The sequence below is a fragment of the Bacillus sp. FSL E2-8900 genome (assembly GCF_037966225.1).
GTDB lineage: Bacteria > Bacillota > Bacilli > Bacillales > Bacillaceae_G > Bacillus_A > Bacillus_A cereus.
In genome coordinates this window covers 3,502,373-3,520,032 of record NZ_CP150193.1, presented here as the reverse complement: position 1 = coordinate 3,520,032, position 17,660 = coordinate 3,502,373, and the positions used below count along the sequence as shown (strand labels likewise).

Here is a 17,660-nt window from a genome sequence, read left to right as displayed (position 1 = left end):
GGTATGAGTAAAATTCGAGTGCATGAATATGCAAAAAAACATAATATCTCAAGTAAAGATCTTATGACAAAACTAAAAGAAATGAATATCGAGGTTTCGAATCATATGACAATGTTAGACGATGAAGTAGTAAATAAATTAGATAATGAATATCAAACTGAAAAACCTTCTGTTGCAGATGAGTTTGAAGTAGAAGAAAAAGTTGTTCGCAGTAAAAAGAACAGCAATAAGAAAAAGAAAAAAGGCAAAGGGAACGAAGACAAACGTCAAGAGAACTTTGCTGGTAGACAACAAACTCAAATTGTAGAAACACCAGATAAAATTACTTTCTCTGGAAGCCTTACAGTAGGAGATCTTGCTAAAAAATTAAGCAAAGAGCCATCTGAAATTATTAAGAAGCTTTTCATGCTTGGAATTATGGCAACAATTAACCAAGACTTGGATAAAGATACAATTGAGTTAATTGCTAACGACTACGGTATTGAAGTAGAAGAAGAAGTAATTGTGAGCGAGACTGAGTTTGAAACATTCATTGATGAGCAAGATGATGAAGAGAACTTAAAAGAACGTCCAGCTGTAGTTACAATCATGGGACACGTTGACCACGGTAAAACAACATTACTGGATTCTATTCGTAACTCAAAAGTAACTGCAGGCGAAGCGGGTGGAATTACTCAGCATATCGGTGCATATCAAGTTGAAGTAAACGATAAGAAGATTACATTCTTAGATACACCTGGTCACGCAGCATTTACAACGATGCGTGCTCGTGGTGCACAAGTAACGGATATTACAATCCTTGTTGTTGCAGCGGATGACGGTGTTATGCCACAAACGGTTGAAGCAATTAACCATGCGAAGGCAGCAGGAGTACCAATTATTGTTGCTGTGAATAAAATGGATAAACCAGCTGCAAACCCTGATCGCGTAATGCAAGAACTAACAGAATATGAATTAGTTCCAGAAGCTTGGGGCGGAGATACTATTTTCGTACCAATTTCTGCAATTCAAGGCGAAGGCATTGACAACTTACTAGAAATGATCCTTCTTGTAAGTGAAGTAGAAGAATATAAAGCAAATCCAAACCGCTATGCAACTGGTACAGTAATCGAAGCACAGCTTGATAAAGGTAAAGGAACTATCGTGACATTACTTGTTCAAAACGGTACGCTTCGAGTTGGAGATCCAATCGTTGTTGGAACTTCATTCGGACGTGTTCGTGCAATGGTAAGTGATATTGGTCGTCGTGTAAAAGTTGCTGGTCCATCAACTCCTGTTGAAATTACTGGTTTAAACGAAGTACCACAGGCTGGAGATCGTTTCATGGCATTCGCTGATGAGAAGAAAGCTCGTCAAATTGGTGAATCACGTGCACAAGAAGCTTTAGTTGCACAACGTGGTGAGAAATCTAAATTAAGCCTTGAAGATTTATTCCAACAAATCCAAGAGGGCGATGTAAAAGAAATTAACTTAATCGTAAAAGCAGACGTACAAGGTTCTGTTGAAGCGATGGCAGCATCACTTCGTAAAATTGATGTTGAAGGTGTAAAAGTTAAAATCATTCACACTGGTGTAGGTGCGATTACAGAATCTGATATCATTTTAGCTTCTGCATCTAATGCAATTGTAATTGGATTTAACGTACGTCCAGATGTGAACGCGAAGCGTACAGCTGAATTAGAGAACGTTGATATTCGTTTACACCGTATTATTTATAAAGTAATCGAAGAGATTGAAGCAGCGATGCAAGGTATGCTTGATCCAGAATTCGAAGAAAAAGTAATCGGTCAAGCAGAAGTTCGTCAAACGTTTAAAGTAACAAAAGTTGGAACAATCGCAGGTTGTTACGTAACAGACGGTAAAATTACGCGTGATAGTGGCGTACGTATTATCCGTGACGGCGTAGTAATTTTCGAAGGACAACTTGATACGTTAAAACGTTTCAAAGACGACGTAAAAGAAGTTGCACAAAACTATGAGTGTGGTATTACAATTGAGAGATATAATGATCTTAAAGAAGGGGACATCATTGAAGCGTACATTATGGAAGAAGTGAAGCGATGATTATCGCTTCACTCTCATTCGAGTGTATGATTTACGATGTGCATTCTTTAAAAGAGAAACGTGCAATTTTACAACGTGTGTTAACTCGTGTGAAACAGCGCTATAATGTAGCTGTTTCTGAAGTTGGGCATCAAGATGTATGGCAACGTACAGAAATTGCAATTGTTTCCGTATCCTCAAATCGTGTTATCTGTGAAAAAGAAATGAATCGTGTACTTGAGTACATCGATTCATTTCCTGAAATTGAACGTACAATAACACATTTGGAATGGTATTGAATGAGGTGAAGAGTTATGAAATTACGTGCGAACCGTGTGGGCGAGCAAATGAAAAAAGAATTAGGCGATATTATCAGTCGTAAAATTAAAGACCCACGTATTGGATTTGTTACAGTAACAGATGTACAAGTGAGTGGTGATTTACAAATTGCTAAAGTATATATTTCTGTTTTAGGTGACGAAGAACAGAAAGAAAATACTTTAAAAGGTTTAGCGAAGGCAAAAGGCTTTATTCGTTCAGAAATTGGCCAACGTATTCGTCTTCGTAAAACACCGGAAATTACCTTTGAGTTTGATGAGTCTATCGGATATGGTCATCGAATTGATACACTTTTACATGAAATTAATAAAGACGGTAAACGTGAAGAATAATGGATAGACATTTGTCTATCCATTTTTTCAATGCAAAATAAGTTTTGGATATTTAATACGAAAGAATTATGATGAGGTGAACATATATGGAAGGTGTAGTATTATTACATAAGCCAAAAGGCATGACATCACATGATTGTGTATTTAAATTAAGAAAGATATTGCGAGAAAAGAGAATTGGTCATACGGGAACATTAGATCCAGATGTAACAGGAGTATTACCTATTTGTGTGGGACGAGCAACGAAAATTGCACAATTTTTAACAAGTGAAACGAAAACATATGAAGGTGAAGTAACATTAGGGTTTTCGACGACAACTGAAGACGCTTCTGGTGAGGTTGTTGAAACGAAAAATGTAGATCGTACTATTACTCGTATGGAAGTAGAGAAAGCCCTTGCGGAATTAACAGGCACGATTGAACAAATGCCACCAATGTTCTCGGCTGTAAAAGTAAACGGGAAAAAATTATATGAATATGCAAGAGCAGGACAAGAGGTGGAACGTCCAGTTCGTACAATTACAATTCATGAATTCGTATTACTTGATGATCGTGAAGTTTTTGAAGGTGAAAATATTTCATTCCGTTTCCGTGTAACGTGTAGTAAAGGAACATATGTAAGAACATTAGCTGTAATGATCGGGGAGAAACTTGGTTTCCCATCACATATGTCTCACCTTGTAAGAACGGCATCTGGTGAATTTTTATTAGAAGATTGCATATCATTTGAAGAAATTGAAGAAAACGTGCAAAATGGAACAGTAGAGTCTATCTTCATTTCAATTGATGAAGCATTAAGTAAGTTTCCAAAAATGGTTGTAGATGAAAAGCAAGCAGAGAAAATAAAGAATGGTATGTTCTTAAAGAATGAATTAGAAATAACAGCACCATTTATTACAGTGTTTGATAAAAATGATCGTTGCTTAGCAATTTATGAACATCATCCGAAACATCCTGGCATGTTAAAGCCGATGAAAGTACTTGTGAATAATCAAGAACTAAAGCTATAATGAATTATTGGAAGGATTATTACAGAAAAAGGTGAATTCAAGCGTGAAACTTATTCATTTAACTCATCCACATGAACAAAATAAATTAGAATTACCACCTACTGTAATGGCATTAGGATTTTTTGATGGCATTCATTTAGGACATCAATGTGTAATTCGAACTGCGAAAAAAATAGCGGACGAACGAGGATATAAAAGTGCAGTTATGACATTTCATCCTCATCCATCTGTTGTTTTAGGGAAAAAGGATGCGCATGTGGAGTATATTACACCAATGCGCGATAAAGAAAAAATAGTCGAAAGCTTAGGAATCGATATATTATATGTGATTAAATTTGATGAATCATTTGCAGGGTTATTACCGCAACAATTTGTAGATGATTATATTATTGGTTTAAATGTAAAGCATGTAGTAGCAGGGTTTGATTATTCATATGGACGTTTAGGAAAAGGAAAGATGGAGACTTTACCATTTCATGCAAGAGGGGAGTTTACACAGACTGTGATTGAAAAAGTTGAATTTCAAGAAGAGAAAGTAAGTTCTACAGCATTACGAAAGTTAATTCGAAATGGCGAAATGGAGCAAATTCCATCTATTTTAGGTAGAGCCTATACTGTAGCGGGAACAGTTATACACGGCGACAAACGTGGGCGTCAAATTGGTTTTCCAACAGCTAATGTAGGTTTAAGTGATGAGTATTTATTGCCACCTGTAGGTGTTTATGCAGTGAGATTAAAAGTTCACGATGAATGGTACGATGGTGTATGTAATATTGGATATAAACCGACTTTTAAAGAAGATGAGCGTCAATTATCAATTGAAGTGCACTTATTTGAATTTAACAAAGATATATACGATCAAAATGTTACAGTAGAGTGGCATATGCGTATAAGAGCAGAAAAGAAATTCAACGGTATTGATGAGTTAGTTGAACAAATCGCAAAAGATAAGAAAACAGCACAAGAATATTTTATGAGCGAAAAGAATATACTTGCTTTTTCAAATGAAAAGTAGTATTCTATGTTATGTACTTTATGACAACCATTGCTTGGCATTGCGACTCACCGACGCTTGCTAGGTAATTGGGGGTTTAATTAATAGGAGGTGAAATAGGATGGCTTTAACACAAGAACGTAAAAATGAAATCATTGCACAATTTAGAACTCATGAGACTGATACTGGTTCTCCAGAGGTTCAAATTGCTGTCCTAACGGAGCAAATTAACACTCTAAACGAGCACTTACGTACTCACAAGAAAGATCATCATTCACGTCGTGGTCTATTAAAGATGGTTGGTAAACGTCGTAACTTACTAACTTACCTTCGTAATAGCGATATCACACGTTACCGTGAATTAATCACAAAGCTTGGCTTACGTCGATAGTCAAAGAAGCGGGAATATTCCCGCTTTTTTGTTAGGTAAAAATATATCTTCTACGCTTTATAGCTTACTTAATTTTAGGCAATACTAGAGGTAGAATATTGTGATATACTATCCATTTACATAGAAGAATTGAATACTTTAAATTGAGAGGGGTACTTAAATGAGTCAAGAAAAGCAAGTCTTCTCGATAGATTTAGCTGGTCGCCAGCTAACAGTTGAAACTGGTCAGCTTGCAAAACAAGCGAACGGAGCAGTATTAGTAAGATATGGCGATACAGCGGTTCTATCTACAGCAACTGCATCAAAAGAAGCAAAAAATGTAGATTTCTTCCCACTTACAGTAAACTATGAAGAGCGTTTATATGCAGTCGGAAAAATTCCTGGCGGTTTTATTAAGCGTGAAGGTCGTCCAAGTGAAAAAGCAATTTTGGCAAGTCGTTTAATCGACCGTCCAATTCGTCCGCTATTCGCAGATGGCTTCCGTAACGAAGTACAAGTTGTCAGCATTGTAATGAGTGTTGATCAAGATTGTTCTTCTGAAATGGCAGCTATGCTTGGTTCTTCATTAGCGTTATCGATTTCAGATATTCCATTTGAAGGTCCAATCGCTGGTGCGACAGTTGGCCGTATTAATGGCGAATTCGTTATTAACCCAACAGTAGAACAGCAAGAACAAAGTGATATCCACTTAGTTGTAGCTGGTACGAAAGATGCGATTAACATGGTTGAAGCAGGAGCAGATCAAGTACCTGAAGAAACAATGTTAGAAGCAATTATGTTTGGTCATGACGAAATTAAACGTCTAATTGCATTCCAAGAAGAGATTGTACAAGCTGTAGGTAAAGAGAAATCAGAAGTGAAACTTTATGAAGTTGACGCTGATCTTAACCAAGCTGTACGTGAAATGGCTGAAGAAGATATGCATTCAGCAATTCAAGTACATGAGAAACATGCACGTGAAGATGCAATTAACGAAGTGAAAAAGCGTGTTATTGAGCATTACGAAGCGCAGGAAGCTGACGCTGATACATTAGGACAAGTAAATGAGATTTTATATAAAATTGTAAAAGAAGAAGTACGTCGTCTTATTACAGTTGAAAAAATCCGTCCAGATGGCCGTAAAGGTGACGAAATCCGTCCATTAGCATCAGAGGTTGGTATTTTATCTCGTACACACGGTTCTGGTTTGTTCACTCGTGGACAAACACAAGCATTAAGTATTTGTACATTAGGTGCATTAGGCGATGTGCAAATTTTAGATGGTCTTGGCGTAGAAGAATCAAAACGCTTTATGCACCATTACAATTTCCCATCATTTAGTGTTGGTGAAACAAGACCAATGCGTGGACCAGGTCGTCGTGAAATCGGTCACGGTGCACTAGGAGAACGCGCACTTGAGCCTGTAATTCCATCTGAAAAAGATTTCCCATACACAGTACGTCTTGTATCTGAAGTTTTAGAATCAAATGGTTCTACTTCACAAGCAAGTATTTGTGGTAGTACTTTAGCAATGATGGATGCTGGTGTTCCACTTAAAGCTCCAGTTGCAGGTATTGCAATGGGTCTAGTTAAAACTGGTGAGCATTACACAATTTTATCTGATATTCAAGGTATGGAAGATCATTTAGGTGATATGGACTTTAAAGTAGCAGGTACAGCACAAGGTGTAACTGCACTACAAATGGACATTAAAATCGATGGTCTATCTCGTGAAATTTTAGAAGAGGCATTACAACAAGCGAAAGTTGGTCGTGTGCACATTCTAAATCATATGTTATCTGTTATTCCAGAGCCACGCACTGAATTATCAGCGTACGCTCCAAAGATTATTACAATGACAATTAATCCAGATAAAATCCGTGACGTTATCGGACCGAGCGGTAAACAAATCAATAAAATTATTGAAGAAACTGGCGTTAAAATTGACATCGAGCAAGATGGCACAGTATTCATTTCTTCAATAAACCAAGAAATGAACGACAAAGCTAAGAAAATTATCGAAGATATCGTTCGCGAAGTACAAGTAGGTGAAATCTACGAAGGAAAAGTGAAACGTGTTGAGAAATTCGGTGCTTTCGTTGAATTATTCAGCGGTAAAGATGGATTAGTTCACATTTCTGAACTTGCACTTGAGCGTGTAGGTAAAGTAGAAGACGTTGTAAAAATCGGTGACGTAATTACGGTTAAAGTTATCGAGATTGACAAGCAAGGTCGCGTAAATCTATCTAGAAAAGTATTGCTAAAAGAAGAGCAAGAAAAAGAAGCTGCTAAAGAAGAAAACAAACAAGAGCAGCAATAAGTAAAAGCCAGTTTAACTGGCTTTTTTTGTTATGTAAAAAACATGATGTTCAATATATTTTTATGTCGGTATAGGTATAGTTTTCATTATAACGCTCAAATTAACAAAGATAAGAAGAAAATGTTTTTATATAGTTAATTTGGGAGGGTTTATATGAAAGTTCGTATATTGGCATACATATGTATATTTTCTTTATATGTCAGTTTAGGCTCTTATTCTGTTTTTGCGCAAGATAACTTGCATGAAGAAATTCAAAAGCATGCAAAACAGTATGAGATTGCACCTCAAAATGCGATGATTGATAAAATATGGAAGGCAACACCTGGATATAATGGAAGACAAGTGGATATTGAAGCATCGTATAATAATATGAAGAAGCTAAAGGAATTTGATCAAAAATATCTTGAATTCAAAGAAGTCTCACCGAGTGTTCATTTAGAAGATTTATCACCAGCTCCAATTTATAGAGGGCATCCAAATAAAAAGATGGTAGGATTAACAATAAATGTGGCATGGGGAAATGAGTATTTGCCTCGCATATTAGAGATATTGAAAAAGCATGATGTGAAGGCCACTTTCTTTTTAGAAGGACGTTGGGTGAAAGAAAATTTGCGATTTGCAAAAATGATTGTCGATGCAAAACAAGAAGTTGGAAATCACTCATACACACATCCAAATATGAAAACGTTATCGTCTGATGAAATACGAGAGCAGTTACAAAAAACAAATCGAATGATAGAAGTAGTAACGAATCAAAAAGTAAGATGGTTTGCCCCGCCGAGTGGAAGTTTTCGAGATGAAGTCGTAAAGATTGCAGATGATTTTCAAATGGGAACGATTATGTGGACTGTAGATACGATTGATTGGAAGCGACCTGAGCCGGATGTACTATTGCAGAGAGTAATGAGAAAAATACATCCAGGTGCTATCATATTAATGCATCCTACTTCGTCTACAGCAGAGGCTTTAGATATAATGATTACAAAATTGAAGGAACAAGGATATAAAGTGGGGAATATAACTGAATTACTGGATGAAAAACGTGTGGATTAAATACATTTGCATGACATTCATCCTTAAACTTGTTATCATTAAATAATAGCGTTTTATTTAGAGAAACTGGCAGTAGGAGGAAAGTTTTTGATTAAAAAATATACTTGTAAAAATGGTGTAAGAATAGTTATGGAGAATATACCAACTGTAAGATCGGTTGCAATTGGTATTTGGATCCATGCGGGATCAAGAAATGAAAATGAAAAAAATAATGGGATTTCTCACTTTTTAGAGCATATGTTCTTTAAAGGGACAGAAACACGTAGTGCACGAGAGATTGCAGAATCATTTGATAGCATTGGTGGTCAAGTGAATGCATTTACTTCAAAAGAATATACATGTTACTATGCAAAAGTATTAGATGAGCATGCTAAATATGCTTTAGATGTTTTAGCAGATATGTTCTTTAATTCAACATTTGATGAGGAAGAACTGAAAAAAGAGAAGAATGTCGTATGTGAAGAAATTAAAATGTACGAAGATGCTCCAGATGATATTGTGCATGATATGTTAACGAAAGCAACATATGAAACGCATCCACTTGGATATCCTATTTTAGGAACAGAAGAAACGCTTAATACGTTTACAGGTGATACGTTACGTCAATATATAAAAGATCATTATACACCTGAAAATGTAGTTGTATCAATCGCAGGAAATATTGATGAAGCATTTTTACAAACAGTGGAGCAATATTTCGGTAGTTATGAAGGAACAACAAACCGTGAACAAGTACATAGCCCAATTTTCCATTTCAATAAGGTAGCCCGTAAAAAAGAAACGGAACAAGCTCATTTATGTCTAGGATATAAAGGCTTACAAATGGGACACGAAGATATTTATAACTTAATTGTATTAAATAATGTTTTAGGCGGTAGCATGAGTAGCCGTTTATTCCAAGAAGTACGTGAGCAACGTGGATTAGCTTACTCAGTATTTTCTTACCACTCTTCTTATGAAGATACAGGCATGTTAACACTTTACGGTGGAACAGGTAGCCAACAATTAGATACATTGTATGAAACAATGCAAGAAACATTAGAGACATTGAAAAATACAGGTATTACAGAAAAAGAGCTTATGAATAGTAAAGAGCAATTAAAAGGAAACTTAATGTTAAGTTTAGAAAGTACAAATAGCCGTATGAGCCGTAACGGTAAAAATGAATTGCTTCTTCGTAAACATCGTTCACTTGATGAGATTATTGAAAGTGTAAACACTGTAACAAAAGAAAATGTGGACGGATTAATTCGCAATATGTTTACTGACGAGTTCTCTGCAGCACTTATTAGTCCAGACGGAAAACTTCCAAAAGGAATAAAACTATAATCAATTTTTACGATGTAAAAAAAATAACCTTCTCTCTTTTTAAATGAGAGAAGGTTATTTTTTTTATACATATAGAATAGGTACTAATTATAGACAATGCAAATGAAAAATTCATTAGGGGAGTGGAGTGTGTATGCGATTAAGTGAATTAAGTGGTAAAGAGGTTGTAGATATAGAAAAAGCGGAAAGAATGGGAGTCTTAGGTTATATGGATTTAGAGATTAATGAGAAAGACGGGCAAATACAAACACTTATAATACCTGTAGGGAAGTGGGGAGGTTTTAAAAAGGAACCACAAGAAGTAAGGGTGGCATGGAGTCAAATAAAGAAAGTCGGACACGATATGCTTCTTTGTGATAGTATAGATCGTTCAAATTCGGAGTGAAGGATGGCCATTTTGGTCATCTTTTTTTGTATCTACATAGAAACCTGATAAATCATATGTGCATTTGGATTTTCAATCACCATAAACTCGTACATTACATATGATGTGGAGGAAAAAGAAAAAGTAGGCACTTTTCTTATAAATGACAGAAAAAGAAGGTGAATTAGGGAATGTTGACTGAGATGCATATTGCTGTCATAGGAGGAGATGCAAGGCAGCTAGAAGTAATTCGTAAGCTAGTTGAATTGGATGCGAAACTTTCTTTGATAGGTTTTGATCAGTTAGATCATGGTTTCACAGGGGCAGCAAAAGAAAGTATACAAAATTTAGATTTCACTTCTGTAGACGCAATTATTTTGCCGGTTGCCGGTACAAATGCCAAAGGAGAAGTAGATACTATTTTTTCAAATGAAAAAGTTTCAATAACGAAAGAACAAATTGAAAATACACCAGAACACTTTACTATATATTCAGGTATTGGTACACCTTACTTGGAAAATCTCGTATCTACTACGAACCGAAAACTTGTTAAATTATTTGATCGTGATGATGTAGCAATATACAATTCTATTCCAACGGTAGAAGGTACATTAATGATGGTAATTCAACATACCGACTATACAATTCATGGGTCCAATGTAATGGTTCTAGGATTTGGTAGAACAGGAATGAGTGTTGCGAGAGCATTTCAATCATTAGGAGCCCATGTCAAAGTTGGAGCAAGACGATCTGAACATATTGCACGTATTACAGAAATGATGTTTTCTCCTTTTCATATGCAAGACATAGAGAAAGAAGTAGGAAATATCGATATTGTAATTAATACGATTCCGCACCTCGTTGTAACAGCGAATGTTATTGCAAAAATGCCAGCTCATACGTTAGTGATTGATTTAGCTTCTAAACCAGGCGGTACCGACTTTAGATATGCAGAAAAAAGAGGAGTCAAAGCATTGCTAGCACCTGGATTACCAGGTATTGTTGCCCCAAAAACGGCTGGGCAAATCTTAGCAAATGTTCTTTCTCAGTTATTAGCAGCAGATGCAATCGCAAAGGAGGAGGAAAAGAAATGAGTTTGAAGGGGAAACGAATTGGTTTCGGATTTACAGGTTCACATTGTACGTATGAGGAAGTTATGCCGCACTTAGAAAAATTAATTGCTGAAGGAGCAGAAGTACGTCCTGTTGTTTCATACACTGTTCAATCAACAAATACTAGATTTGGAGAAGGAGCAGAGTGGATTAAGAAGATTGAAGAAATAACAGGTTTTAAAGCAATTAATTCAATTGTTGGAGCAGAGCCACTTGGACCTAAAATTCCATTAGACTGCATGGTAATCGCTCCTTTAACAGGAAATTCTATGAGTAAATTTGCAAATGCAATGACAGACTCTCCAGTACTAATGGCAGCAAAAGCGACGCTAAGAAATGGCAAGCCTGTCGTATTGGCAGTTTCGACGAATGATGCTTTAGGGTTAAATGGGGTAAATCTCATGCGCCTAATGGCAACAAAAAACATCTACTTCGTCCCATTCGGTCAAGATGCGCCAGAGAAAAAACCGAACTCAATGGTAGCTCGTATGGAGTTACTGGAAGATACAGTATTAGAAGCGCTGCAAGGAAAGCAATTGCAACCGGTGGTCGTAGAAAAATTCAGATATATGAATTAAAAAACGAAAAAAAACGGACAATTTTTGATGAAACCATCATTCTTACTGTAGAATATGATAAAATTAACGTTATTAAGATTAGAAGGGGTATTGTATACTCCTTCTGATTCTAAGTTATAGAAGGATTGGTATCTAGAAAGGGGCATAGTGATGGAAAAGCAAAAAACTTTTCATGTCGCTGTAGTTGGAGCAACCGGCGCAGTTGGTGAACAAATGTTAAATACTTTAGAGAAACGAGAATTTCCAATCGGGAAATTAACGTTACTTTCATCTAAACGATCTGCAGGTAAGAAACTTGTATTTAAAGGCGAAGAATTTACAGTTCAAGAGGCAACTCCTGAAAGCTTTGAAGGAGTAGATATTGCACTATTTAGTGCTGGTGGATCTGTATCGAAACAATTAGCGCCAGAAGCAGCAAAACGCGGTGCGATTGTTGTTGATAATACAAGTGCATTCCGTATGACAGAAAACGTGCCACTTGTTGTACCTGAAGTAAATGAAAACGACTTAAAAGAACATAATGGTATTATTGCAAATCCAAACTGTTCTACAATTCAAATGGTAGTAGCTCTTGAGCCAGTTCGTCAGCAATATGGTTTAAAACGAGTAATCGTTTCCACATATCAAGCTGTATCAGGTGCTGGTGCGGCAGCTATTGAAGAACTGCATGAACAATCACAAGCAATCTTAAATGGCGAAGAAGTTAAGGCAAATGTTCTTCCTGTATCAGGTGATAAGAAGCATTTCCCAATTGCTTTTAATGCGATTCCACAGATTGATAAATTCCAAGATAATGGATTTACGTTTGAAGAAATGAAAATGATTAACGAAACGAAAAAAATTATGCATATGCCTGAATTAGAAGTAGCGGCAACATGTGTACGTTTACCAGTTGTATCAGGACACTCTGAGTCTGTTTACATCGAAGTAGAAAAAGAAGGCGTAACAGTAGCAGAATTAAAGAGCTTACTTGCAAATGCGGAAGGTATTGTTCTACAAGATAATCCAGAAGAGCAGTTATATCCAATGCCAGCTACTGCAGTAGGTAAAAACGAAGTATTCGTTGGAAGAATCCGTAAAGATTTAAATAACGATAAAGGATTCCATCTTTGGGTCGTATCTGATAACTTATTAAAAGGCGCTGCATGGAATTCTGTTCAAATTGCAGAGCGCTTAGTAAAATTACAATTAGTGTAAACGGCTAAGAGAAGGTGCAAAATATGAAAATAATTGTTCAAAAATTTGGTGGCACATCAGTACGTGATGACAATGGACGTAAGCATGCGCTTCATCATATAAAAAAATCATTAGCTGCTGGTTATAAAGTAGTTACTGTCGTATCTGCTATGGGCCGTAAAGGTGAACCATATGCAACGGATACGTTATTAAGTCTTGTAAATCAAGAGGAATCTACTATTTCTAAGCGTGAGCAAGATTTATTATTATCGTGTGGAGAGTTAATCTCTGCAATTGTTTTCTCTAATATGTTGAATGAGAACGGTATAAAAGCAGCAGCATTAAATGGTGCACAAGCTGGTTTTGTAACGAATGATGACTTTACGAATGCAAAGATTATTGAAATGAATTGCGATCGTATACATGAAGAGTTAGAAAATGTAGATGTAATCGTCGTTACAGGATTCCAGGGACAAACGAAAAAAGGTGATACGACAACACTTGGACGCGGAGGTAGTGATACTTCAGCTTCAGCATTAGGTGTTGCACTTCATGCTGAATACATCGATATATTCACTGATGTAGAAGGTGTTATGACTGCGGATCCTCGTATTGTAAAAGATGCACGTCATCTTCAAACTGTAACGTATAACGAAATTTGTAACATGGCTTATCAAGGTGCGAAAGTCGTTCATCCACGTGCAGTTGAAATTGCGATGCATGCAAAAGTGCCACTTCGTGTACGTTCTACGTATTCTGATAGTGAAGGTACGCTTATTTCAGCATATGACGGTGCTACAAGAGGTCGTGATGTAGAAGAACGTCCTGTTACAGGCATTGCCCACGTATCAAACGTAACGCAAATTAAAGTGCTTGCAAAAGAAACGGCATATGATTTGCAACAACATGTGTTTAAAGAGATGGCGAACGAAGGAATAAGTGTTGATTTAATTAATATTTCACCTACTGGCGTAGCATATACGGTGAGTGATAATGTATCAAGTCATGCAGTTAAATTATTACAGAACCTTGGATATGAGCCAATTGTGACAGAACATTGTGCGAAAGTATCTATCGTTGGGGCTGGAATGGCAGGATACCCAGGGGTTACTGCGAAAATCGTTACAGCTTTAGCGGAAAAAGGTATTCAAATCCTGCAATCGGCAGATAGTCATACAACAATTTGGGTTCTTGTAAAAGAAACTGATTTAGTGGAGGCTGTAAATGCATTACATAGTGCGTTTGAGCTTTCAAAAGAAAAGCAACTGGAACAATAAGGAGTGAGACCATGATAGATTTTGGGACAATTGCAACCGCGATGGTAACACCGTTTGATATAAACGGGAATATCGATTTTGCAAAGACAACGAAATTGGTAAATTATTTAATTGATAACGGTACAACAGCAATCGTGGTAGGAGGAACGACAGGAGAATCTCCTACATTAACTTCAGAAGAGAAAGTAGCGTTATATCGCCATGTCGTATCTGTTGTCGATAAAAGAGTGCCCGTAATCGCTGGAACAGGTAGCAATAATACGCATGCTTCTATTGACTTAACTAAAAAGGCAACAGAAGTTGGTGTGGATGCAGTAATGCTAGTAGCACCGTATTATAACAAACCGAGTCAAGAAGGAATGTATCAGCATTTTAAAGCAATTGCTGAAAGCACGCCGCTTCCGGTTATGCTATATAACGTTCCAGGACGATCTATTGTACAAATCTCCGTTGATACAGTTGTTCGTTTATCAGAAATAGAAAACATTGTTGCTATTAAAGATGCCGGCGGCGATGTGTTAACAATGACAGAAATCATTGAAAAAACAGCGGACGACTTTGCGGTATACAGCGGTGATGACGGTTTAACGTTACCAGCTATGGCAGTTGGAGCGAAAGGTATCGTTTCGGTAGCCTCTCATGTTATCGGAAACGAAATGCAAGAAATGATTACAGCATTTCAAGCAGGAGAATTTAAGAAGGCACAAAAATTACATCAATTACTTGTAAGAGTAACTGATTCATTATTTATGGCGCCAAGTCCAACTCCAGTAAAAACAGCGTTACAAATGGTTGGATTAGATGTAGGTTCTGTACGTTTACCACTTCTTCCATTAACAGAAGAAGAAAGAGTAACGTTACAATCTGTAATGCAATCTATCCCTCGTTAATAAAAAATGACCTAGTGTAGAACTAGGTCATTTTTTATTATATGCAAATCTTTTCCTCTTTTTCTCACTTATATGTGTTCTTATAAGAATATTAATCGCTTCTTCATTATGTGTATAAGAAAATAATCGTACCCCTTTAACTGAGTCAAAAAATGATAGATATTATGGCATAAACGTAATAAACTACGGTGTCTGTTTTTAGAGAAATCCCCTCAAATGTGACGTAATTCATAAAAAAACTCCATTTTGTAAGTGTTTTTGTTGGATTCTAGAAAAATAAATCTTGAAACTTCCTATTATGAAATGAATTTAGCGTATGTATGGCTAGTTCTTAAAAATAATATGGAGTATAAAATCGGAGTAAATATAAAGGAAATACGTTCGATACTTTTGTTGTCATTCCGTTCTTTTACTCTTTCTTTCGCACGATTTAACTTGTGTTCTATTTCTTGTATCAGGTATAATATGGCTAAGTAGCTTAGTACGGGTATGCTTAGCAAAATTGGGAAAAATTATAATTTAATTAAATTTTCATATCATATCGAATAAGATATTTGATTTATATAATGAAAGAGAGGTGAAACCTGGTTTAAAAAATAAACAAGGACATGATATCGCATAACGGTAAGGACATTCGTCTTGGACGGTGAAAATATGGTGGTTGTAGAGTTTCCCCTGGTGTCTCTGCAATTTTAGTGAAATCAGTGTTTGCAAGATTTTTAAACCAGGCAACAACATGAAGAGAAAAGAGAATGAGTCTGTTAAAGTATTTGCTCTTGGTGGAGTAGGTGAAATCGGGAAAAATATGTACTGTGTTGAAATTGATTCTGAAATCTTTATCGTAGATGCAGGGTTAATGTTCCCGGGAGATGAAATGTTTGGAATTGATATCGTTATTCCTGATATTACATATTTAGTGGAAAATCAAGAGCGAGTAAAAGGTTTATTTATTACTCACGGTCATGAAGATCATATTGGTGGAATTGTGTATGTACTTCGTAAATTATCTATTCCAGTCTATGCAACGAAATTAACAGTAGGACTTATACAAGAAAAACTTGGTGAAGCGGGCATGTTAGGCCGTGTAGACCTAAAAACAATCGATTCAAATTCAACAGTAGAATTTAACACTACAACGGTGTCATTCTTCGGAACGACACATAGTATTCCGGATTCTGTTGGCGTTTGTTTCCATACATCAAAAGGTGCAGTCGTATATACGGGAGACTTTAAATTCGATCAAACTCCAATTGGAAATAGTGGAGCAGACCTTGGGAAAATGGCGCAAATCGGAAATGAAGGCGTACTTTGCTTATTATCTGATAGTACAAACGCAGAGCGCCCAGGCTATACAGGTTCAGAAAAAGAAGTTGGTGTAGAAATCTCTAAAGTGTTCTACGGTGCAGAAGGTCGTATTATCGTTGCTTCATTTGCATCGAATGTACATCGTATTCAACAAGTATTTGATGCAGCTGCTGAAACAGGGCGAAAAGTAGCGGTAGTAGGACGTAGTATGGTGAAAGTAGTAGACATTGCAAGACGTCTTGGTTATTTAGATGTTCCAGAAGGTATGGTTATTTCATTACAAGAAGTAGACAACTTCCCAGAGAAAAAGGTAGCTATTTTAACGACAGGTAGTCAAGGTGAACCGATGGCTGCTCTATCTAGAATGGCAAAACAAGCACATAAACAAATTTCAATTCGTAAAGGTGATACTGTTATCATTGCTGCTTCACCAATTCCGGGTAATGAAATATCTGTATCAAAAATTATTGATTTGTTATTTAGAGCTGGAGCTGAAGTTGTTTATTACGGCGAACGAAAAGTTCACGTGTCAGGTCACGGTAGCCAAGAAGAATTAAAATTAATGTTAAATTTAATGAAACCAAAGTACTTTGTACCCGTACATGGTGAGTTCCGTATGCAAAAAGCACATGCATATTTAGCTGAAGATGTAGGTATTACAAGAGAAAATATCTTTATCGTAGAAAAAGGCGATGTAATTGCTTTTGGTGACGATGAAGCGAACTTAGTCGGTAAAGTACAAGCTGGTAATGTTTTAATTGATGGATTAGGTGTAGGTGACGTTGGTAATATCGTTCTTCGAGATAGAAAGATGTTATCTCAAGATGGAATACTAGTAGTTGTTGTAACACTTGGTAAAGATGAAAAGAAAATTATCTCTGGTCCAGAAATCATTTCACGTGGTTTCGTATATGTTCGTGAATCAGAAGCGTTAATTGAACGATCTACAGAGATTGTACGTATGATTGTTGAGCAGTCAATTAAAGAATATTCAATTGAATGGTCAATGTTAAAACAAAATATTCGTGAATTATTAGGACAGTTCTTGTACGAAGAGACAAAGAGAAAACCTATGATTTTACCGATTATTATGGAAGTATAAAAAGATCACCCTTATGGGTGATCTTTTTTCTTTTTAACCCTATCGAATGAAATTTATAACTTAAGA

16 protein-coding genes are annotated in these 17,660 nt (G+C 36.3%); all 16 read left to right on the top strand.

Going from position 1 to position 17,660, the window contains the following annotated elements; genetic code table 11:
- The first annotated feature begins 3 nt into the window (after positions 1–3).
- The 16 genes from infB (at position 4) to NST90_RS17795 (ending at position 17,594) form a co-directional block, all read left to right on the top strand.
- The gene (infB, locus tag NST90_RS17870) at positions 4–2,064 is read left to right on the top strand and encodes a translation initiation factor IF-2 (RefSeq protein WP_283748071.1); all 2,061 of its coding nucleotides are present in this window, start codon (positions 4–6) and stop codon (positions 2,062–2,064) included.
- Positions 2,061–2,342 (top strand): DUF503 family protein, encoded by a 282-nt coding sequence (locus tag NST90_RS17865; protein ID WP_000582363.1) that lies wholly within the window; start codon positions 2,061–2,063, stop codon positions 2,340–2,342. The genes infB and NST90_RS17865 overlap by 4 nt, the downstream gene beginning before the upstream one ends.
- Positions 2,343–2,357: 15 nt before the next feature.
- Positions 2,358–2,714: a 30S ribosome-binding factor RbfA gene (gene rbfA, locus NST90_RS17860; RefSeq protein WP_000776437.1), complete on the top strand. Its 357-nt coding sequence runs from the start codon at positions 2,358–2,360 to the stop codon at positions 2,712–2,714.
- 86 nt (positions 2,715–2,800) lie between these two features.
- A complete protein-coding gene (truB, locus tag NST90_RS17855; protein WP_000399350.1) occupies positions 2,801–3,724 on the top strand; it encodes a tRNA pseudouridine(55) synthase TruB in 924 nt (307 codons plus the stop codon).
- A gap of 43 nt (positions 3,725–3,767) precedes the next feature.
- On the top strand, positions 3,768–4,739 hold the full coding sequence (gene ribF, locus NST90_RS17850) for a bifunctional riboflavin kinase/FAD synthetase (protein WP_000766706.1): 972 nt from the start codon (positions 3,768–3,770) through the stop codon (positions 4,737–4,739).
- A gap of 100 nt (positions 4,740–4,839) precedes the next feature.
- A complete protein-coding gene (gene rpsO, locus NST90_RS17845) occupies positions 4,840–5,109 on the top strand; it encodes a 30S ribosomal protein S15 (RefSeq protein WP_001229392.1) in 270 nt (89 codons plus the stop codon).
- Between the two features lie 160 nt (positions 5,110–5,269).
- Positions 5,270–7,408 (top strand): polyribonucleotide nucleotidyltransferase, encoded by a 2,139-nt coding sequence (gene pnp, locus NST90_RS17840; protein WP_000076737.1) that lies wholly within the window; start codon positions 5,270–5,272, stop codon positions 7,406–7,408.
- 153 nt (positions 7,409–7,561) lie between these two features.
- Entirely contained in the window at positions 7,562–8,461 is a 900-nt protein-coding gene (locus NST90_RS17835) for a polysaccharide deacetylase family protein (protein WP_000868224.1), read from the top strand.
- Between the two features lie 87 nt (positions 8,462–8,548).
- Entirely contained in the window at positions 8,549–9,790 is a 1,242-nt protein-coding gene (locus tag NST90_RS17830; protein WP_000592996.1) for a pitrilysin family protein, read from the top strand.
- Positions 9,791–9,923: 133 nt separating this feature from the next.
- Entirely contained in the window at positions 9,924–10,175 is a 252-nt protein-coding gene (locus NST90_RS17825; RefSeq protein ID WP_046392967.1) for a YlmC/YmxH family sporulation protein, read from the top strand.
- Positions 10,176–10,345: 170 nt separating this feature from the next.
- Complete coding sequence (gene dpaA, locus NST90_RS17820) at positions 10,346–11,248, top strand: dipicolinic acid synthetase subunit A (RefSeq protein ID WP_000954735.1); 903 nt, start codon at positions 10,346–10,348, stop codon at positions 11,246–11,248.
- The gene (gene dpaB, locus NST90_RS17815) at positions 11,245–11,844 is read left to right on the top strand and encodes a dipicolinate synthase subunit B (RefSeq protein WP_000053596.1); all 600 of its coding nucleotides are present in this window, start codon (positions 11,245–11,247) and stop codon (positions 11,842–11,844) included. Before dpaA ends, dpaB begins: the two co-directional genes overlap by 4 nt.
- Positions 11,845–11,994: 150 nt before the next feature.
- Positions 11,995–13,041, top strand: coding sequence for an aspartate-semialdehyde dehydrogenase (gene asd, locus NST90_RS17810; protein ID WP_000414846.1), 1,047 nt, complete (start codon positions 11,995–11,997; stop codon positions 13,039–13,041).
- Between the two features lie 23 nt (positions 13,042–13,064).
- A complete protein-coding gene (gene dapG / locus NST90_RS17805) occupies positions 13,065–14,297 on the top strand; it encodes an aspartate kinase (protein ID WP_000692451.1) in 1,233 nt (410 codons plus the stop codon).
- Positions 14,298–14,308: 11 nt separating this feature from the next.
- Positions 14,309–15,187 carry a 4-hydroxy-tetrahydrodipicolinate synthase gene (dapA, locus tag NST90_RS17800; RefSeq protein WP_000564763.1) on the top strand — a complete coding sequence of 293 codons (879 nt, stop codon included), beginning with the start codon at positions 14,309–14,311 and terminating at the stop codon, positions 15,185–15,187.
- Between the two features lie 736 nt (positions 15,188–15,923).
- The gene (locus NST90_RS17795) at positions 15,924–17,594 is read left to right on the top strand and encodes a ribonuclease J (protein ID WP_000823096.1); all 1,671 of its coding nucleotides are present in this window, start codon (positions 15,924–15,926) and stop codon (positions 17,592–17,594) included.
- Positions 17,595–17,660: the final 66 nt, after the last annotated feature.